General features: G+C 72.6%; 19 protein-coding genes. 10 read left to right on the forward strand and 9 right to left on the reverse strand.

Annotation, left to right across the window (positions count from 1 at the left end; all coding sequences use genetic code 11):
- Window positions 1–66: 66 nt before the first annotated feature.
- On the reverse strand, window positions 67–1,404 hold the full coding sequence (locus VHU88_15030; GenBank protein ID HEX3612998.1) for a class I SAM-dependent RNA methyltransferase: 1,338 nt from the start codon (window positions 1,402–1,404) through the stop codon (window positions 67–69).
- Between the two features lie 177 nt (window positions 1,405–1,581).
- Between VHU88_15030 and VHU88_15035 the strand changes: the two genes are divergently transcribed.
- Window positions 1,582–2,247: a TrkA family potassium uptake protein gene (locus VHU88_15035; GenBank protein HEX3612999.1), complete on the forward strand. Its 666-nt coding sequence runs from the start codon at window positions 1,582–1,584 to the stop codon at window positions 2,245–2,247.
- A complete protein-coding gene (locus VHU88_15040; protein ID HEX3613000.1) occupies window positions 2,247–2,927 on the forward strand; it encodes a TrkA family potassium uptake protein in 681 nt (226 codons plus the stop codon). The genes VHU88_15035 and VHU88_15040 overlap by 1 nt, the downstream gene beginning before the upstream one ends.
- A gap of 51 nt (window positions 2,928–2,978) precedes the next feature.
- On the opposite strand, the gene VHU88_15045 is transcribed toward VHU88_15040, so the two are convergent.
- Genes VHU88_15045 through dut form a run of 4 tightly spaced genes read right to left on the reverse strand, consistent with a single transcriptional unit; the run spans window position 2,979 to window position 5,436 of the window.
- Window positions 2,979–3,638: a DUF3159 domain-containing protein gene (locus VHU88_15045; GenBank protein ID HEX3613001.1), complete on the reverse strand. Its 660-nt coding sequence runs from the start codon at window positions 3,636–3,638 to the stop codon at window positions 2,979–2,981.
- On the reverse strand, window positions 3,635–4,039 hold the full coding sequence (locus VHU88_15050; protein HEX3613002.1) for an OB-fold nucleic acid binding domain-containing protein: 405 nt from the start codon (window positions 4,037–4,039) through the stop codon (window positions 3,635–3,637). The genes VHU88_15045 and VHU88_15050 overlap by 4 nt, the downstream gene beginning before the upstream one ends.
- Window positions 4,040–4,085: 46 nt before the next feature.
- Window positions 4,086–4,928, reverse strand: coding sequence for a DUF3710 domain-containing protein (locus tag VHU88_15055; GenBank protein HEX3613003.1), 843 nt, complete (start codon window positions 4,926–4,928; stop codon window positions 4,086–4,088).
- A gap of 1 nt (window position 4,929) precedes the next feature.
- Complete coding sequence (gene dut, locus VHU88_15060; protein ID HEX3613004.1) at window positions 4,930–5,436, reverse strand: dUTP diphosphatase; 507 nt, start codon at window positions 5,434–5,436, stop codon at window positions 4,930–4,932.
- A 116-nt stretch (window positions 5,437–5,552) separates the two neighbouring features.
- Between dut and VHU88_15065 the strand changes: the two genes are divergently transcribed.
- On the forward strand, window positions 5,553–6,020 hold the full coding sequence (locus tag VHU88_15065; GenBank protein ID HEX3613005.1) for a DUF3093 domain-containing protein: 468 nt from the start codon (window positions 5,553–5,555) through the stop codon (window positions 6,018–6,020).
- A gap of 69 nt (window positions 6,021–6,089) precedes the next feature.
- Window positions 6,090–6,386, forward strand: a complete 297-nt coding sequence (locus VHU88_15070) for a DUF4235 domain-containing protein (protein HEX3613006.1) — start codon at window positions 6,090–6,092, stop codon at window positions 6,384–6,386.
- A gap of 39 nt (window positions 6,387–6,425) precedes the next feature.
- Here VHU88_15070 and VHU88_15075 read toward each other — a convergent pair whose 3' ends face one another.
- From VHU88_15075 to VHU88_15085, 3 genes are all read right to left on the reverse strand, one after another.
- Window positions 6,426–6,722 (reverse strand): DUF4193 domain-containing protein, encoded by a 297-nt coding sequence (locus tag VHU88_15075; GenBank protein HEX3613007.1) that lies wholly within the window; start codon window positions 6,720–6,722, stop codon window positions 6,426–6,428.
- A gap of 251 nt (window positions 6,723–6,973) precedes the next feature.
- On the reverse strand, window positions 6,974–7,747 hold the full coding sequence (locus VHU88_15080; GenBank protein HEX3613008.1) for an inositol monophosphatase family protein: 774 nt from the start codon (window positions 7,745–7,747) through the stop codon (window positions 6,974–6,976).
- Between the two features lie 28 nt (window positions 7,748–7,775).
- Entirely contained in the window at window positions 7,776–8,891 is a 1,116-nt protein-coding gene (locus tag VHU88_15085) for a ferrochelatase (protein HEX3613009.1), read from the reverse strand.
- A gap of 216 nt (window positions 8,892–9,107) precedes the next feature.
- On the opposite strand from VHU88_15085, the gene sepH reads away from it, so the two are divergent.
- Both sepH and VHU88_15095 read left to right on the forward strand, forming a co-directional pair.
- The gene (gene sepH, locus VHU88_15090; protein ID HEX3613010.1) at window positions 9,108–10,037 is read left to right on the forward strand and encodes a septation protein SepH; all 930 of its coding nucleotides are present in this window, start codon (window positions 9,108–9,110) and stop codon (window positions 10,035–10,037) included.
- 387 nt (window positions 10,038–10,424) lie between these two features.
- The gene (locus VHU88_15095; protein HEX3613011.1) at window positions 10,425–12,170 is read left to right on the forward strand and encodes a putative glycoside hydrolase; all 1,746 of its coding nucleotides are present in this window, start codon (window positions 10,425–10,427) and stop codon (window positions 12,168–12,170) included.
- Window positions 12,171–12,220: 50 nt separating this feature from the next.
- Here the strand turns inward: VHU88_15095 and kynU are convergent, their stop codons facing one another.
- On the reverse strand, window positions 12,221–13,483 hold the full coding sequence (kynU, locus tag VHU88_15100) for a kynureninase (protein ID HEX3613012.1): 1,263 nt from the start codon (window positions 13,481–13,483) through the stop codon (window positions 12,221–12,223).
- A gap of 90 nt (window positions 13,484–13,573) precedes the next feature.
- Here kynU and VHU88_15105 point away from each other — a divergent pair, with 90 nt between their 5' ends.
- From VHU88_15105 to VHU88_15120, 4 genes are read left to right on the forward strand one after another with little or no spacing between them, the layout of a single operon-like run.
- Window positions 13,574–14,674, forward strand: a complete 1,101-nt coding sequence (locus VHU88_15105; protein ID HEX3613013.1) for a S8/S53 family peptidase — start codon at window positions 13,574–13,576, stop codon at window positions 14,672–14,674.
- Window positions 14,671–15,252 (forward strand): sigma-70 family RNA polymerase sigma factor, encoded by a 582-nt coding sequence (locus tag VHU88_15110; GenBank protein HEX3613014.1) that lies wholly within the window; start codon window positions 14,671–14,673, stop codon window positions 15,250–15,252. Before VHU88_15105 ends, VHU88_15110 begins: the two co-directional genes overlap by 4 nt.
- The gene (locus tag VHU88_15115; protein HEX3613015.1) at window positions 15,245–15,691 is read left to right on the forward strand and encodes a hypothetical protein; all 447 of its coding nucleotides are present in this window, start codon (window positions 15,245–15,247) and stop codon (window positions 15,689–15,691) included. The genes VHU88_15110 and VHU88_15115 overlap by 8 nt, the downstream gene beginning before the upstream one ends.
- Complete coding sequence (locus tag VHU88_15120; GenBank protein HEX3613016.1) at window positions 15,676–18,270, forward strand: CHAT domain-containing protein; 2,595 nt, start codon at window positions 15,676–15,678, stop codon at window positions 18,268–18,270. The genes VHU88_15115 and VHU88_15120 overlap by 16 nt, the downstream gene beginning before the upstream one ends.
- Window positions 18,271–18,340 lie beyond the last annotated feature (70 nt).

Below are 18,340 nucleotides of genomic sequence, written 5' to 3' on the forward strand. Positions count from 1 at the left end.
GCTGCCTGTCCCACGTATCGGAGGTTCTTGATCGGTGGGACAGGCAGCAGAAGTGGCGTCGGAAGGTCAGGCGGGCTCCAGGCCGGCCAGCGCCTCCAGGTGATGCGTGTGCGGGAACAGGTCGAAGGCACGCAACGAGGTGAGTCGGTAGCCGCAGTCGGCGAAGATCCGCAAGTCGCGGGCCAGCGTCGCCGGGTCGCAGGCGACGTAGGCGATCCGCCGTGGCCCGCGGGCCGCGACCGCCTCGACGACCTCCCGCCCGGCCCCGGACCGCGGCGGGTCGAGCACGACCAACGAGGCCACGGGCAGGCCGTCGGCCAGCGCCCGGTCCACCCGGTCGGCGACCACCGACACCCCGGCGATCCCCAGCAGGTTGTCCCGAGCGGCGGCAACCGCGGCCGCATCGCTCTCGACTGCGTGCACCTCCCCGCCCGGGGCGACCGCCGACGCCAGGGCCCCGGCGAACAACCCGACCCCGCTGTAGAGGTCCAGCAGCACGTCGCCCGGGTGCGGATCGAGCACCGCCCGCACAGCCTCCACGAGGGTCTGCGCGGCCTGCGGGTGCACCTGCCAGAATCCGCCGGCCGGGACGGCGTAGCTACGCCCCAACACGGTCTCGACGACCCGCTCGGCGGCCGAGACCCCGGGCGGCCAGTAGCCGAGCACGGTGGTCTCCGGGTCGGGCAGCGGTTCGGCCGACGGTTGGGCGCGGACCCCGCGGGGGTTCTCGGCCGCCCGGACCACAACCGCACGCTCGCCGGACCCCGCGACGGTGACCTGCACCTCGGCGGTCTGGGTCCAGCGGGACCGCAGCACCCCGGTCGCGGCCACGTCCGGGTGTGCGATGAAGCACCCGGCGATCGGCACCACCTCGTGCGAGCGATGCCGCCGCAGGCCCGCCCGCCCGGCCGCGTCGACGGCGAACCGCACCCGGGTCCGCCAACCCGAACCGTCGGCGGCGCCGGGCAAGGCCTCGACCTCGCACTCGACGTCCAGGCCGGCCAACCGATGCAACTGCTCGGCCAGCACCTGCGCCTTGATCCGCCGTTGGGCGGCCAGGTCGGCGTGCTGCCAGTCGCAGCCGCCGCAACCGCCCGGGCCGGCGTACTCACACGCGGGCGCGACCCGGTCCGGCGACGCCACCAGCACCTCGATCGCGTCCGCGCGCCAGAACCGGTCGCCGACCTTGCCCTCGGTCACCCGGGCCCGGACCTCCTCGCCGGGCAGCGCATGCCGCACGAACACCACCAGCTCGCCGTGCCGCGCGACGCAGCTGCCGCCGTGCGCCGGGTTCCCGACGGTCAGCTCCAGGACCTGACCCGCCGCGTCGCCCGCGTTCGAGCGCTCGGCCACCCGCCGGTACGCGCCGGTGCGCCGACGTGCCCGCGTAGCCCGCTCGTCCATGTCCTCGCCGTCCGCCCGAAGTAGCCCCACGCGAGCCTAGGCGCCGCCGGGGTGCGACGAGCGCCGTGCCTGAGGACGCGCAAACAAGGTGGCCGCTCGCAGGCTCGCTCGTCTCTCTCCTCGCTCGGTCGGGTAGCCTCACCGGCGGTCGGCAGCGCCACCAGCGAAGGGCCGCGCGTGTACATCGTCATCATGGGTTGCGGACGGGTCGGGTCCCGGCTCGCACTGACCCTCGAGGCCAAGGGGCACGAGGTCGCCGTCGTCGACCAGTCCGCCGACGCCTTCCGCCGCTTGGGCACCGGGTTCAAGGGCCGCACCGTCACTGGCATCGGTTTCGACCGCGAAACCCTGCTGGCGGCCGGAATCGAGCACGCCGACGCATTCGCGGCGGTGAGCAGCGGCGACAACTCGAACATCATCTCCGCCCGCATCGCGCGCGAGACCTTCGGCGTGGAGAACGTGATCGCCCGCATCTACGACCCGGCGCGCGCCGAGGTCTACGAGCGGCTGGGCATCCCCACGGGCGCGACCGTCAGCTGGACCACCGACCAGATGCTGCGCCGGCTGCTGCCTGTCGGCGCGGAGCCGCTGTGGCGGGACCCGACCGGGCACATCGCGCTGGCCCAGATCCACCTGGCGCCGGGCTGGGTCGGCCAGACGCTGCGCAGTCTGCAGGACCAGTCCAGGGCCCGGGTCGCGTTCCTGACCCGGCTCGGCGAGGGCTACATCCCGAACGGCGACACCGTGATCCAGGACGGCGACCTGGTCCACGTCCTGGTCCGGGACGAGGATCTGGCGGGCGCCGAGGCCTTCTTCGCCCACGGACCGGAGGAGCACCACTGATGCGGGTCGCAATCGCGGGTGCAGGCGCGGTCGGCCGTTCGATCGCCGCCGAACTTGTCGCCAACGGCCACGAGGTGCTCCTGGTGGACCGCGATCCGCGGGCCGTCAAGCCCGAGTCGGTGCCCGGCGCGGACTGGCTGCTCGCCGACGCCTGCGAGATGTCCTCGCTCCAGGAGGCCGCCCTCGACCGGTGCCAGGTGATGGTCGCGGCCACCGGCGACGACAAGGTGAACCTCGTCGTGTCGTTGCTGGCCAAGACCGAGTTCGGCGTACCCCGGGTCGTGGCCCGGGTGAACCACCCGAACAACGAGCCCTTGTTCACCGAGGCCTGGGGCGTGGACGTCGCCGTGTCCACCCCGCGCCTGCTCTGCGCCCTGGTCGAGGAGGCGGTCACCGTCGGCGACCTGGTCCGGCTGTTCTCGTTCAAGCAGGGCGAGGCGAACCTGGTCGAGGTGACCCTGCCCGGCGACTCCCCCCAGGTGGGGCGTCGGGTGGGCGACGTCCCGTGGCCGGCCGACACCGCGTTGGTGGCGATCCTGCGCTCGGACCGGGTGCTGGTGCCCACCGCGGACGACCCGATCGAGTCCGGCGACGAACTCGTGCTGATCGCCGCACCCGAGCGCGAGGAGGAACTGCAGGGCCTCCTCGCCCCGCACGAGCCGAAGACCACCACGATCTGACGCTGTGTCTGGTCAGCTGCGAGTCAGCTGCGAGCCCTAGCTGACGGGGTGTCAGTCCGGGCCGTCCACCGCGTGGATCGGCGTCCGGCCGCGGGCCAGCAGGGCGCCCATCGCGAACAACGCGGCCACCTGCAACGGCCAGCCCATGACGACCTTCGCGGTGCCCAACGCCCCGACCTCGCCGGCCCGGTAGAGCGGAAGCTCGACGATCACGCGCAACGCGCACGGGAGCACCAGCAGCCAGGTCAACCGCGCGCAGAGCTTCACCAGCGCGGAGTTGGACCGCCATCCGGTCGGATCGCCGGTCGCGGTGCCGACCAGGAAGCCGAGCAACGGCCAACGTGTCACGATCGACAGGATCATGGCCGCCGCGTACGCGCCGTTGGTGACGATCCCGGGCAGGAACGCGTCCTGCGCCTTCCCGCTGCGCGCGGCGAAGAACGCGGCTACCAGGATCCCGAACAAGCTGTTCAGCACGAACTTCATCGTCGAGCGCTGCACGAGCCGGATCAGCACCAGCACCGCGGCGCTGCTCACGCCGAAGATGATCGAGGGCCGCAACTGGTGCGAGACCACGTAGCAGATCGTGAATCCGATGGTCGGGATCGCCGTCTCCACGACCCCGCGCGGCCCGCCGAGCGCGGCCGTCAACTGATTGCGGACGACCTGTTCGACGGTGTCGACGGCCGCCCGGTCCGCGGCGGAATTCACGCCCCGCCGCCGGTGGGCCGCAGCTCGTAACGGGGGTTGAAGATCACCGGGCGGCCCTCGTTCATCGAGATCCGTCCCTGCACGCTGATCCCCCGTCCGGGTTCGATCCCGGCGATCTGCCGACGCCCCAGCCACACCAGGGCAACAGTCCCGGAGCCGTCGTAGAGCTCGGCCTCCAACGCCGGCACGCCGGCCCGGGGCCGCAGGGTGACGGTCCGCAGGGTGCCGGACAGCGTCGCCATCTGCCGGTCGGCGCAGTGTCGGATCGGCGTGCAGCCGGCCGAGACGGCGTCCTCGCGCAGCTCGGCCGCCTCGAGCTCGTCGCGGGTCGCGGTCAGCTTGCCGAACATCCGCTTGAACCGGCCGCCGCTGGGATTCGCGTCGCCGGCGTCGCCTGTCATGAGCGGTGAGCCTATGACATCCGCCGACTCACTCGATCGAGCACGGTCAGCGGATCTCGGTGATCTCGGGCCCGCGCTCGAACGGGTTGAAGTCCTCCATGCCCTTCGCCTCCGGCTCGGCGTCCGGCTCGCCCTGCGCCGCAACCGCGGCCGCCAACGGGTCGTCCGGCAGCGGGTCCATCTCGCCCGGCAACCGCAGGGTGATGGGCTCCCGCGGCGCCATCGGCTCGGCCCCCCGAACCACCACGACGTCGGCGAACAATTCCTCCAACGGTTCGCGGGCGGCCTCGTCCAGAGCGCCTTCGCCGGTGATCACGGCACGCAGGAACCAGCGTGGGCCGTCGACGCCGAGGAACCGGGCAGCCTGCAGGCCCACGGTCCCGTCGGGCAGCCCGACCGGGACCTCGGCCACCAGCTCGAGACCGAACCGGCCCTCGAGCTGGCGGACGGTCCCGCCGCCCTGCCCGATGCCCTCGGCGATCTCGCCCCGGACGTCGTCCCAGATGCCCATCGTCCGCGGCGCGGCGAACGGCTGGATCTGGATGGCGCTGCGGCCGACCACCAGCGTGGCCGCGACCACGCGTTCCTCGGCAATCTCGGCACGCAGCTCCATGCCGTCGACGATCGGCACCAGGATCCCGCCGAGGTCGACGCGCTCGATCTTGTCCTCACCGAGGTCGCCGGAGTCCCACGGCCCGCCGTCGCGTTCGGCCCGGGCGGCTGGGAAGCGCGGAGCACCGGTGTCGACCTCGGGCTCCTCCGCCCAGGCCTCCTCCTCGACGCCGTCCTCCTCCACGTCCTCGAATTCGGACTCGGACTCGAGCGCCGTATCGGCCGTCTCGTCCGACGGCGCCGGCTCGGAGTCCTTGTTCCGACGACGAAAGACCACTTCACACCTCTCCTGCGTCGGCCGCGCCGACGATCTGCGTCCGCTCGGTGAATCCACCGCTCGACCCGTGCCCACCGGTTCCCCGGATCGAGCCCGGCAGCCGGTCGACCGGGTGGAAGCGCGCCCGTTCCACCCGCTGGATGACCAGCTGGGCGATCCGGTCGCCCCGGTGGAGGACCACCTTCTCGTGCGGGTCGTGGTTGATGAGCAGCACCTTGATCTCGCCCCGGTAGCCGGCGTCGATCGTGCCCGGCGCGTTTACCATGCCTACCCCGAACCGGTGTGCCAGACCGGAGCGGGGGTGCACGAATGCCGCGTACCCGTCCGGCAGGGCGATCGCCACCCCGGTCGGGACCATTGCCCGCGCGCCCGGCTCCAGCGCCACGTCGACCGCGGCGCACAGGTCGGCACCGGCATCGCCCGGGTACGCGTACGAAGGCAGGGGCAGCTCCTCGTCGAGGAGTTGCACCAGCACGTCGACGCGCTGACCCGGAGCTTCGCCACTCACGCTGCCCGAGGGTAGGGCATCGGAGTGTGCGTCAGCCGGATCGACGACCGACGGCCCGGCCGGTGTGGGGGACGTCATCCCTGGTGGGCCTCCCCCGGTGGTGAACACTGACCGTCGTGAGCACAACGGGAAGCGGCGTCACCTATCGCGAGCAGTTGCGTGTCCCGGTCGGGTGGTGGGTGCCGCCGTGGTTCTTCGTGATCGTGCTGACCGCGGGATCGGGTCGCTACCTGGGCGTCGTCGCGTTCACCGTGACCCTGGTCGCGAGCGTCACGATCACGGTCGTCGGGCTGTTGCGCTACGGCGCCGTCGAGGTGGTCGTGGACGACGTCGGACTGCACACCCAGGGCCAGGTCCTGCCACGTGCCGCGATCGGCGCAGCGGCCCCGCTGGACCGGGAGCAGGCGCGGGCACTGTGCGGCCCGCGGGCCGACGCCCGAGCGCCGCTGCTGATCCGGGGCTACGTGCCGACCGGGGTGCGGGTGGACGTGACCGACCCGCGCGACCCGGCGCCGTACTGGTTCGTGTCCTCCCGCCACCCGCACGAGTTGGCGGCCGCGCTGAACTCGGTCCGCCAGGGCTGAGGCACTCCGCGCAGGCCCGTCGCGGGACGGTCCGGACACGGTCGGTGGGTACTGTGAAAGGCTGCCCGCATGGCCAAGCAGGACTCGAAGTTGGCGTGGAAGGCGATCAGCACGGTCGCCGGCATCGTGGCCGGCATGGTCACGAAGAGGGCAGTCGGGGCCGCCTGGCGGCAGGTGACCGGGAATGCACCCCCGGACCCCCCGGAGAACCCCGACCTCGCGTTGTCGGGCGCGTTGCTCTGGGCCATGGCCGCCGGCGCCGCGGCGGCGGTCGTCAAGGTCTGTCTGACCCGTCAGGCCGCCGTCTCGTGGCGTGGCCTCACCGGCGCGTTGCCCCCCGGCCTGGACTCGGTCGAGTCGGTCTGACCCTGCACCGGGCGGCCGGAGCGGCCGCCCGGGCGTCGGTCAGGAGCAGTCGCGGCAGATCGGCTGTCCACTGCGCTCGGATGCCAACTGGCTGCGGTGGTGCACCAGGAAGCACGAGCTGCAGGTGAACTCGTCGGCCTGGCGCGGCAGGACTCGGACGCTCAGTTCCTCGCCGGAAAGATCGGCCCCCGGCAGCTCCAGGGACTCGGCAAGGTCGGCCTCGTCGACGTCGACGGTGCTCGCGCCCTTGTCGACCCGACGCGACTTCAGTTCCTCGATGCTGTCCTCGGACAGCTCGTCGTCAGTCTTGCGTGGTGCGTCGTAATCGGTCGCCATCTCGTGGTGCTCTCCCTGATCTCAGCTCCTGCGACTCGGGTGCGTTGCCGCCCCGAGCACCGGTCCGCGCTGCGGCCGGCGCAGAACACTCAACTGCGTCGGGCGCGGATCAGTTCCCTCCCGGGTGGCAGATTGTGCCCTACGAACGAGGCGCGCGCGTCACAAGGCGCCTACTGGACGAATTGAGCGGCCTCTGCGACCGGCATATTGAGCCACGGCCGGCACCCCGAGGGCCAGCACCGTGTCACATCTCACCCTGCCGGGTCGTCCGCCCCGGCCGCCACCAGCAGGTCGTGCAGGGGCCCGAAGAGGTTTTCCGGAGCGGCCAGCGCGAACCGGTCGGACGGGGGCGCGCCGTGCAATCCGGCAAACCGTGCGCCTGCCTCGACGGCCACCAGGCCGCCCGCGGCGTGGTCCCACGGCTGTACCCCGCGCTCGAAATAGGCGTCGACCCGACCGGAGGCGACCATGCACAGATCGACCGCGCAGGCGCCCTGGCGTCGGATGTCGCGGATGGCGGGAAGTACCCGGGCCAGCACCGCGCCCTGGTGCGCCCGCCGGTTCTCCGCGTAGCCGAAACCGGTCGCCACCAGCGCTTGACCGAGGGTCGGCCCCTCGCCCAGGCGCAACGGCACACCGTTGCAGGTCGCCCCGCCGCCTGCGGTCGCGGCGAAGGTCTCCCCGAGGGTCGGGATGTGGACGACGCCGGCCACCGGGGCCCCCTCGATCAGCGCCGCCACGCTGACGGCCCAGCCGCCGAGCCCGTAGAGGTAGTTGACGGTGCCGTCCAACGGATCGATCAACCAGTCGACCCCGCTGGTGCCCTCCTGCCGGGCGCCCTCCTCGCCGATCAGGCCGTCGTGCGGCCGCAGTCGACCCAGCGCGGCGGTGATCAAGGCTTCCGCGGCCCGGTCCATCGCGGTGACGACGTCGGTCGGCGAGCTCTTCGAGTCGGTGGCCAGCCGGCCGGCCGGTCGTCCCTCGACCAGCAGCACCCCGGCCCCCAGGGCGACTTGCTCCGCCATGTCCCGAAGTTCGATCAGGTCCACGTACTCAGTCCTCCCCGCCGACAGCCGGTCGCGGCCCGCGCGGGTTCGGGCAGCAGCCCGCCACGCAGACGTCCGGCCAGAGGGCTGAGGCACCGCGGACCGCTCGCCGTGTGCTCGGCTCCAGCCGCTCCTGGACCAATTCCCGGATCGCTGCCACGAACGCCTGGGCGGTGCCCACGGTCGCGGCCCGCTCGAACGGCAGGCCCACGTCGGCGGCCACCTTCCGGGCCGCTACGTCGAGGTCCCAGCACACCTCGACGTGGTCGGACAGGAAGCCGATCGGGCTGACCACCACCGCGGGCGCGCCGTCGGCGGCCAGTCGGCGCAGGTGGTCGCGGATGTCCGGCTCCAGCCACGGCACGTTCGGCGGACCCGACCGGGACTGGAAGACCAGCCGCCAGGGATGGTCACGGCCGGTCGCGGCCGCGACGCCGGCGGCGACCAACCGGGCGACCTCGGTGTGCTGGGCGACGTAGGCACCCCCGGTCGGACCCGCGGTGGCGGCCATCGCCTCCGGGATGGAGTGGGTGGTGAATGCCAGCGCGGCTCCGGGACGAACCTGCGCCGGCAGCCGGTCGAGTGCGGCGAGCACCGCGTCGACCTGCGGGTCGATGAAGCCCGGGTGGTTGAAGTACAGCCGGATGCGGTCTACGACCGGCGCGTCGGGCCCCAGCGGCGCGAGCGCGGCCGCCAGGTTCTCCCGGTACTGCCGGCAGCCGGAGTAGGACGCGTAGGCGGAGGTGACGAACGCCAGCACCCGGCGGGCGCCGGACTCGGCGAGCCCGTGCAACGTCTCCGGCAGCAGGGGATGCCAGTTGCGGTTGCCCCAGTGGACCGGCAGATCGATGCCGTGCGCGGCGAACTCGGCCGTGATCGCCGCGCACAGCGCGCGGCACTGTTCGTTGATCGGGCTGACCCCGCCGAAGGTCGCGTAGTGCTCCGCGACCTCGGCCAGCCGCGCCTCCGGAATCCCGCGCCCGGCGGTCACGTTCCGCAGGAACGGCAGCACGTCGTCCGGGCCCTCGGGGCCGCCGAACGACACGAGCAGGAACGCGTCGTAAGGCGCGACGGGATTCGGCACTCCTCGATCCTGCCGGCCCCCGCCGATGATCTTGAGCATCCCCACAGGTCACACCTGCAACGCGTGAATCAACTCTCCCTCCTGCCTCTGACCTGCGACGATTCACCCTCACCTGGTCGACGCGCCTCCGCCGGAATGGCTTGCCAACAGGTCAGGATCGTGCGGGAAGCACTGAGCGAGAGTCGCCGCCGAGCGCCGACGGATGACCCGGCCGGCGACCGAGCGATCAATTGCACTGCCGGGAGAGGACTGGTCATGCAGGATCTACGCCTGGTCGCGGCCAACGAACGCGGTAGCCACCTGGTCCTGCGCTCGGCGGAGGGCGAGAAGTTCGTCGTCTCGATCGACGACCGACTGCGCGCCGCGGTGCGCGGCGACCGGGCGCGGACCGGGCCACCGCCCGGCGACGCCGCGTTCGACGTGCGGCCCCGGGAGATCCAGGCCCGCATCCGAGCCGGCCAGAGCGCCGAGGAGATCGCCGGATCCGCCGGGATCGCGATCGACCGGGTGCGCCGCTTCGAGGGCCCGGTACTGGCCGAGCGCGAACACGTCGCCGAGCTGGCGCAGCGCAGCACGGTCCGGCGTCCCGGCCTGGACGGCCGACCGAGCACGTTGGGCGAGTGCATCGGCGAGCGCCTCGGCACCTCGGACCTGGCAGCCGACGGACTGGGCTGGGACTCCTGGCGTGCCGAGGACGGTCGCTGGGTGGTCCAGGTGACCTACAGTTACGACGACCGTCCGCAGGTCGCCCGGTATCTCTACGACCTGCGGGCCCGCAGCGTGGTGGCCGACAACGACGAGGCCCGCTGGTTGACCGGTGAGCTGCTCGAGTGCCCAGTGCCGCCGGCCGCTTTCGTGCCCCGCATCGCGACGGCCGAGCCGGTGACCGGCGCGGTCGATGACGAGGTCGAGGCCAGGGTCGAGTGCCCGACCGCGCCGGCGCCGCGCCCGATGGTCGTGGCCCGGCTGGCCTCGGCCCAGTTGGAGATCACCACCGTCCTGGAGGCGGAGCAGGTGGCGGTGATCGAGGCGACTCCCGTCGCCGCCCCGCAGCCGGTCGAGGCGCCCGCCGCCGCCCGCGGCACGGGTACCGACGGCACTGCGACGGCCCGTCCGAATCGTTCGCGGCGGGCTTCCGTGCCCGCCTGGGACGACATTGTTTTCGGGGGCCGACGCCCCGAGTGACGCTCCCTGAGTGACTGCGACGAGCGAGAAGCACAAGGGAAAATGATGTACCGTCAGCTTTGCGGAGCTGAGTTCGTGATGGCCCGAGGACGAGCAGGTCTCCGCCGACCTTTCCGGACATTCGGCGTCGCGGGAAAAGCCAGGCCACAGGCGTTGTTAATGCACTTGCGGCGTCTTTCGCGCGCCTCAGGCAACAATCCGGTAACTGGTAGGCCCAGGGCCAAACATTGTCTGCGTATTTCCCCGCGTAACAGGGCTCGGTGCTGCACTGTGTAGATCATGCGCCCGGGGACTCGGAGCCAAGGTCTCCCGGGATGTCGGACGCGGCGGGGCGTGGGGTCCCACCGCGTTGTCCCAGCGACAACTCGGTAAAGGTGGAATCGGGAGATGAGCCAATTCGGCGCCGGCGCGGCAACGCCCGGCGGGGCAGTGCCCGGCAAGAAGCGGATGTCCGGCCGCAACGCGGCTGTGGTCGGCGGTGTCGCGCTGCTGCTGGTCGTGGTCGGCGCGGCTGCCTACCCGCTGGCGACCGGCCCGTCGATCAAGATCGCAGCAAGCAGTGACCTCGGCGCACCCCTGACCGGCGACGCCATCAAGAATCTCGCGTTCACCGTGACCGGTGGCGACATGTCCAAGCTGAGCATGACCATGGACGGCAAGAAGGTCGACGGGACCGCGTCGGGCAAGTCGATGGTGTACACCGCGGGCGGCCTGCCCGACGGGAAGCACACCTTCGCCGCCTCCGAGCCGGGCCACTTCGGCCGGACCTCGTCCACCTCGGACAGCTTCACGATCAACTCCGCAGGGTCCTCGGGCAACAGCGCCGCGCCCGCCGCCGCCGCGACTGCCTCGCCGGCCCCGGGGGCGACAAAGACCATGTTCGGTCTGCGCGCCGTGCACATGACCGCCTCGGCGTGGGCCTACAAGCCGCTGCACGACCCGGTCGTGCAGATGCTCAAGGACCACAAGATCGACACGGTCGAGATGGACATCAAGGACGAGGACGGCCACGTCCAGTACAAGTCCAACGTCCCGCTGGCACAGCAGGACGGGGCGGAGAACACCACCCTCTACGACCCCGCCGAGATGCTCAACGAGATCCATTCTCTGGGCGGCAAGGTGGTCGGGCGCATCGTGGCCTTCAAGGACCCGCTGCTCGGCAAGTACGCCGTGGCCAACAACAAGCTGAGCTGGGTGGTCCAGGACCACAGCGGCAACGCGTACCACGCCGGTAGCTACGGCACCGCGGCCTTCACGAACCTGGCCAGCCCGGACGTCCAGCAGTACCAGACCGACCTCGCGGTCGAGGCCACCAAGCTGGGCTTCGACGCGATCATGTTCGACTACATCCGCCGGCCCGAGGGCCCGCTCGGTTCCGAGGTCTACCCGGGCATCGGCAACCAGAAGGCACAGGATGTGATCGCGAACTATCTCGGCACGGTCGAACCGCAGGTCCACGCCGCCGGCGGACTTCTCGGCGCGGCTGTCTTCGGGATCTCCGCGTTCACCGCGGCCGGCAGCGGCGACGTCGCCCAGGACATCCCCGAGATGTCCAAGCACCTGGACTTCATCTCGCCGATGGACTATCCGTCGCACTGGGGCAAGGGCGAGTACGGCGTGGCCGTGCCCTGGGAGCAGCCGTACGACATCATGTATCGCTCGCTGCTGGACTACAACCGGCAGGCGGCCGAGGGCACCGCGATCATCATCCCGTGGATCCAGGACTTCAACTTCCCCGGTCAGCCCACGTGGACGCCGGGCGACGTCCAGGCACAGATCAAGGCCGCGCACGACGCCGGCCTCAACTCGTTCTTCGTGTGGAACGCGTTCGCGAGGTACCAGTACGACGCCTACACGCCGAACACCGCCAACCCGGCGAACGATGCCCCGGGGACGCTTCGCTACTCGATCGACAAGCCGGGCCTGAACTCGGTGGGCACGACCGACAAGCAGCAGGCGCTGGACTACCTCAACTCCTACCTGGCCGCCAAGGCCAACGGGACCCCGCTGCCGGGCAGCTCGAGCACTGCGAGCCCGGCACCGACGGCGGCGGCCACCCCGGCATCGAAGAACTCGATCTCGAGCACCACCTCGACGACGAATTCCACGCCGACGCCGACCGCCAAGCCGTAACACCGCACTGACGACGGTGCCCCGGCCCTCGGCCGGGGCACCGTTGCGTTTCAGGTGATCTTGCGGCTGGTGTCGGCGAATCGGTGGTAGCCACCGGCGGCCACCAGCACGCGGATCCGGTCGAAGGCGTCCCACACGTCGACGAACCGCGTGCAGATCGGGGCCGGCCCCAGCCGCAGCCGATCCGGGGCGCGGAAGTCCCCGATCACCCCGGCGGTCTCGATCAGTGCCCGGCAGATCGCCCAGGCGTCCGGGTGACGCAACGTCAGGTGCGACCCACGGCGGGCCGGATCGCGCGGTGAGGCGGCCGCGAAGCCCAACGGCACCAGCCAGGCGTCGGCCAGCGACAGGGCCAGTTCGGTCAACGCGATTCCCTTGGCCCGCAAGCGATCCAGTCCGGCCCGGCCGAGCAGCCGGACGCCTTCCTCGACCCCGACCAGGCCGAGCACGCCGGGGGTCCCGGTGAGAAACGCTGCCGCACCCGGGCGCGGGTCGTAATCCGGCCCCATCGCGAACTGGTCGCGTTGGGAGAACCAACCGTGTATCGGCTGGCGCAGCAGGCCCGCCAGATTGCTGTTGACGTAGAGGAACGCCGGGGCGCCCGGGCCGGCGTTGAGGTACTTGTAGGTGCACCCGACGGCCAGGTCCGCACCCGCGGCACCGAGCTCGACCGGCACCGAGCCGACGGCGTGGCTCAGGTCCCACAACGTCAAGGCGCCGACGGCGTGCGCCGCAGCGGTGATGCCGGGCAGGTCGGCGATCGCGCCGCTGCGGAAGCCGACGTGGCTCAGACAGACCAGGGCCACGTCCCCGTCCAGCGCGGCCCGCAGTTCGCCCTCGTCGGGCCCGGTGACGTCGTCGGCCGCGACGACCTGCATCGCCAGACCGCGCGCCTGCGCCAGCCCGGCGAGCACGTAGCGGTCCGTGGGGAACTCATCGGCGGCGGTGAGGATCGTGCCGCGTCCGGGCCGGGCCTCCAGGGCGGCCGCGGCGGCCTTGTAGAGGTTGACCGTCGTCGAGTCGCTGACCACGACCTCGCCCGGCCGGGCCCCCAGCAACGTGGTCGCGATGCGGTCGCCGACCCGCGTGGGCAGGTCGATCCAGCTCTCCCAGGACCGGACCAGGCCTTCCCGCCACTCGATGTCCACGACCTCGGCCAACCGCCGGGCGGTCGCGCGCGGCAGCCGACCCAGCGAGTTGCCGTCCAGATAGATCAGACCGGGCTCGATCTCGCCGAACTCGTCCCGGAAGTCCGCCAACGGGTCGGCGGCGTCCAGCGCCTGGGCGGTCGAGCGCAGCGTCACGTCGGACATCGAAGGCTCCTCTCGACCTCGGGCCGTTCGGCGGCCAAGCTATCCCCCGCGGGGTCGAAGATCATCGGACTGCCGGGAGGTGATGCGGCCATGGCATCGCAGGAGTCGGACCTGGCTGGCCTGCTGACGCGACACCGTGCCGTGCTCGTCGGGTCCGCGATGCTGCGCGGCGATCAGGTGATGATCGACGCCGCCGCGATCGGTCGCGTCCCGCCGGGGCTGCGGCGGTGGCTCGACGAACCGCTGCCGGCGCGGGCCGGCGTGCATCGCTGGCCGCTCCGCGCGGGCACCGACGTGCGCCGGCTACTGGCCGACGCCGGGCCGGATCCGCTCGTCGAACCGGTGCACCTGCTGCGAGCCGCGCCGCGGTGGCGCAGCGGTCCGGCTCGGCCGCCGGTGCTGGTCCGCGAAGCCGCGCCGGCGCCGGAGCCGGCCGACCCGTCGGCGCCGCCGGTCACCGTCGCGGTGCTCGACACCGGCGTCGCGGCCCATCCGTGGTTCGTTCACCGGCCGTGGTTCGCGCAGGTGACGGACGATCAGTTCGAGGTGCTGGACGCGAATCACGACGGCCGGCTGGACTCGGTGGCCGGGCACGGGACCTTCGTTGCCGGGGTCGTCCAACAGCACGCGCCGTCGGCCCGGCTGCGGATCCGCCGGGTGCTGCACACCGACGGCATCTGCGACGAAGTCGATCTCATCGAGGCGCTCGGCGAGCTGGCGGAGGACCCGGAGCCGGCCGAGATCGTCAATCTGTCCTTCGGCGGGCACAGCCAAGACGACCGGGTCTCGCGGTTGCTGGACCGGGCAGTGCGCCGGTTGACCGACAACAGCGTGGTGGTGGCCGCCGCCGGCAACTCCGGCACGCAACGGCCGTTCTGGCCGGCCGCGTTGCCCGACGTGATCGCGGTCGGGGCGTTGGACGTGGCCGGGTCCGCGCCGGCGGAGTTCTCGAACCGGGGCGCCTGGGTCGATGCCTGGGCGGTCGGCGCGGACGTACTCGGCGCGTTCGTCGCCTCGGCCCGGCAGTTGCCGGCGCCGGTCGAGCCGGCCGGCTGCTTCGCCCGCTGGAGCGGTACCTCGTTCGCGGCGCCGTTGGTCGCCGGGCGCATCGCCGCGCTCGCGGGCCGGGGTGTCCCCGTCCGGGCCGCGGCCGAGGAAGTGGTCGGGACCGCGGTCGGGCGATCGGCGTGACACCGGCCTGGGTTGCGACCGCGTCGGTCGGGGAACTCGTCGCGGCGGCAGGCGGCGGCGAACGGGTCGCATGGGACGAACTGGTGCGCCGGCATGCCGCACTGGTGTGGGCGGTGGCCCGGACGCACCGGCTCGGTCCGGCCGATGCCGCTGATGTTTCGCAGACCGTCTGGCTGCGGCTGGTCGAGAACCTCGGCTCGCTGCGCGACCCCGACGCGCTGCCGGGCTGGCTGCGGACCACGACCCGCAACGAGTGCCTGCGGGTGATCCGCCGCGGCGGCCGCGAGGTGCACCAGGCCGAGGTGGGAACTGACATCACCTCACCTGACGCTCCATCACCGGAACACCTGCTGCTCGCCGAGGAGCGCGACCGCCAACTGTGGGGGGCCTTGCGCGGGTTGTCGCGCCGGTGTCAGGACCTGCTTCGAGTTCTCGCCTACTCCCCCGACGCCGGCTACGCCGAAATCTCCCGCTCGCTGGGCCTGCCGGTCGGGAGCATCGGTCCGAGCCGCGCGCGGTGCCTGGCCAATCTGCGTCGCAGGCTGGAGCAGACCGACCGACTGCCGGCCGGTGGGTGAGGCCGTGGAACGAGAGCTGGTCGACCGACTGCGGGCCCTGCACGACGCGGTGGACCCGGTGCCGCAACCCGTGGTCGCTGCCGCACATGCCGCGTTCGAGTGGCGCAACGTGGACGCCGAACTTGCCGCGCTCACCTCCGACACGCTCCCGGCGCAGGCCGGCATGCGCTCGACCGGGCAGGCGCGTCTGCTGGTCTTCGCCGGCCCCCGGGGCGGTGCGGAGGTCGAGGTCGTCCCGATCGGTCGACGGCACCGCCTGGTCGGGCAACTGCTGCCGATCCGGGCGAGCGAGGTGGTCGTCGAACTGTTCGACGACAGGCGCGCCGCCTCGACCGATGCAGTGGGCTGCTTCCGGTTCGAGGACCTGCCGCCCGGACCGCTGCGGTTGCGATGGACGACGGCCGACGGCCCGGTGGTGACCGGTTGGGTGTCGATCTGACGTCCGGCCAGTCCGCGGCGCACGCAGCGCTGCAACTGGTGCTCGTCGACCCGAGCGCCGCGCTGGCCGCGGCCGAGGCGGTGCTGGCGCGCGACGTCGAACCCGCGGAACGAGCCTTGGCCCTGCGGGCCGCCGGGCAGGCGTGCGCCGAGACCGGGCGCACCACTGCCGCGGTGGGGCATCTGCGGGCCGCGGTGGCACTATCCGGCCGTCATGGTCTGGTCGCCGACGAGACTGCCGGGCGGATCAGCCTGTCCGGGGCACTCGCGGCTCGGGGTCGGGTCGCCGCAGGCCTGCGTGAGCTCGACCAGGCCCCGTCGATCGGCGGCCGCCCCACAGCGCAGGTCGTCGCCCAACGTGGGTTCCTACTGGCCCGCGCGGGCCGGGAACGCGAGGCGCTCGAGTGCTGGCGCGACGCACTGCCCGGGCTGCGGCGGCTGGGCGATCAGAGGTTCGAGGCGATCCTGCTGCTGAACCGAGGTGCGCAGCTCGCCGAGCGCGGCGAGCTCGTCGCCGCCGAACGCGACCTGCGGCGCTGCGCGGCAGTCGCCGAAGCGGCCGGCCTCGGGCAGTTGGTCGCCGACGCACAGAACAACCTGGGGTACGTCGCCGCGCTGGCCGGGGACCTGCCCGTGGCTTTCGCCGCGTTCGACGCCGCGCAGGCCGTCCCGGGGATCGCCGCGGCACAGCTGATCGCCACCCGGCTGGACCGGGCGCGGGTCTTGCTGTGCGCGCGGATGGCCTCAGATGCGACCGTCGAGATCGAACGGACGCTGCCGTTGCTGGAGCAGTCCGGACGCGACCTGGAGCGGGCCGATGCGGAGCTGCTGTTGGCCGAGGCCGCGCTGGCGGCGGGTGAGCCTGAGTTGGCCCGCAGATCCGCAGCCGCCGCCTGCGTCCGGATGCGGGCCCAGCGGCGCACCGGCTGGGCGGCGTTGGCCGGGCACCTCGAGCTGCGCGCCCGGTTCGCCGCCGGGGAGCGCGGTGCCGCGTTGGCCACGGCGGCCCGGCGTGACGTCGCCCGGTGCGAACGCGTCGGCTGGCGTCAGGCGGCGGTGGAGTCGCGCGTGCTGTGGGCCACCTTGCTGCTGGAGGCGGGTGCCCCGAGCCGGGCCGCCGCGGTGCTGGATCCGGCCTGCACGGCGACCGGACGTGGCCCGACCGGGTTGCGGGTGGTGGCCTGGCATGCCGTCGCGCTGCGCGCCGAGGCACTCGGCGACCGGGCCGCCGCGCTGCGGGCCGCTCGGGCTGGGCTGCGGCTGTCGCGGGCGCAGGTCGCAGCTTGCGGGGCCGAGGATCTGCGGGCCCACGCTGCCGATCACGGCTCCGAATTGGCCGGGATCGGGTTGCGCCTGACGCTGGACCGAGGCGACGCCGCCGGCGTCCTGCGCTGGTCCGAGGCGCATCGGGCGACGGCACTGCTGCTCCCGCCGGTCCGGCCGCCGCGCGATCCCGCTACAGCCGCGGACCTGGCCGCGCTGCGGGCGAACAGCGCTGCCCTGGCCGAGCGGATCGCGGCCGGCCAGGACAGCCGGGCGGCGGCCCGGAACTGCGATCAGCTCCGGGCCGTGATCACCGCCCGCTTGCGGCGCGACCCGGGCGGCAGCGCGGCTGTGGAGGAGTTGGACCTGGCCGCGTTGACCACGACCGTCGGCGGGCGGGCACTGATCTCGTTCCTGCGGTCGCAGGGTCGGTGCCACGCCGTCTCTCTGGTGGCTGGGCGGTGTCGGTTGCGCGACCTGGGTGCCTTCGCCGATGTCCTCGGGCTGCTGGAGACGGCGCGATTCGCGTTGCTGCGCACCGCCGGGGGGCGTCGCGGCAACTGGGCGCAGGCACGTCGCGCGGCATTGGAACACGCGGTCGGCGGCCTGGATCGCTTGCTGTGCAAGGCATTTCCGGAGGTGGACGGCCGCGATCTGGTCCTGGTGCCGACAGGCGACCTGTTCCGGATGCCGTGGAGCCTGCTGCCGTCGTGGCGGGGGCGGTCGATCGTGGTCGCGCCGTCGGCACGGACGTGGCTGCGCGCGGCGGCCGGTCCGCGGCGCCGAAGGCGCGGAGTGCTGCTGGCCGGCGGCCCCGACCTGTCGGGCGCGACTGCGGAAGTGGCCGCGCTGCGGGGTCTGCATCCGGACGCCACCGTGCTGGTCGGCGCCGACGCGACCGCCGCCGCGGTGCTCCGTGGCCTGGCCGGGGCGGAACTGGCGCACCTGGCCTGCCACGGCGAGTTCCGCGACGAGAACCCGTTGTTCTCCAGCCTGGATCTGGCCGATGGACCACTGGTCGTCCACGAGTTGAGCGGGTTGCGTCGAGCGCCGCGGACCCTGGTGCTGTCGGCGTGCGACTCGGCCCGGTGCGCGGTGCGGCCCGGCGATGAACTGCTCGGGCTCACGGCGGCGCTGCTCGCGACCGGCACCCGCACCGTGGTCGCCGCGGTGAGCCCGGTCGACGACGCCGCGACCGTCGAACTCATGATCCACCTGCACCGGGGGCTGCGGGCCGGTGTGCGGGCCGGGCAGGCCCTGGCCGATGCAGCGGCAGCCACCGGCGTGTACGGATTCGTCTGCCTGGGCGCGGACTGACGCCCACCACCCCATCTTCTGCCGTGTCGCGCGCCCTTCCGCGTCGCGGAAGGGCGCGCGACACGGCAGA

It is taken from the genome of Sporichthyaceae bacterium (genome assembly GCA_036269075.1).
GTDB lineage: Bacteria > Actinomycetota > Actinomycetes > Sporichthyales > Sporichthyaceae > DASQPJ01.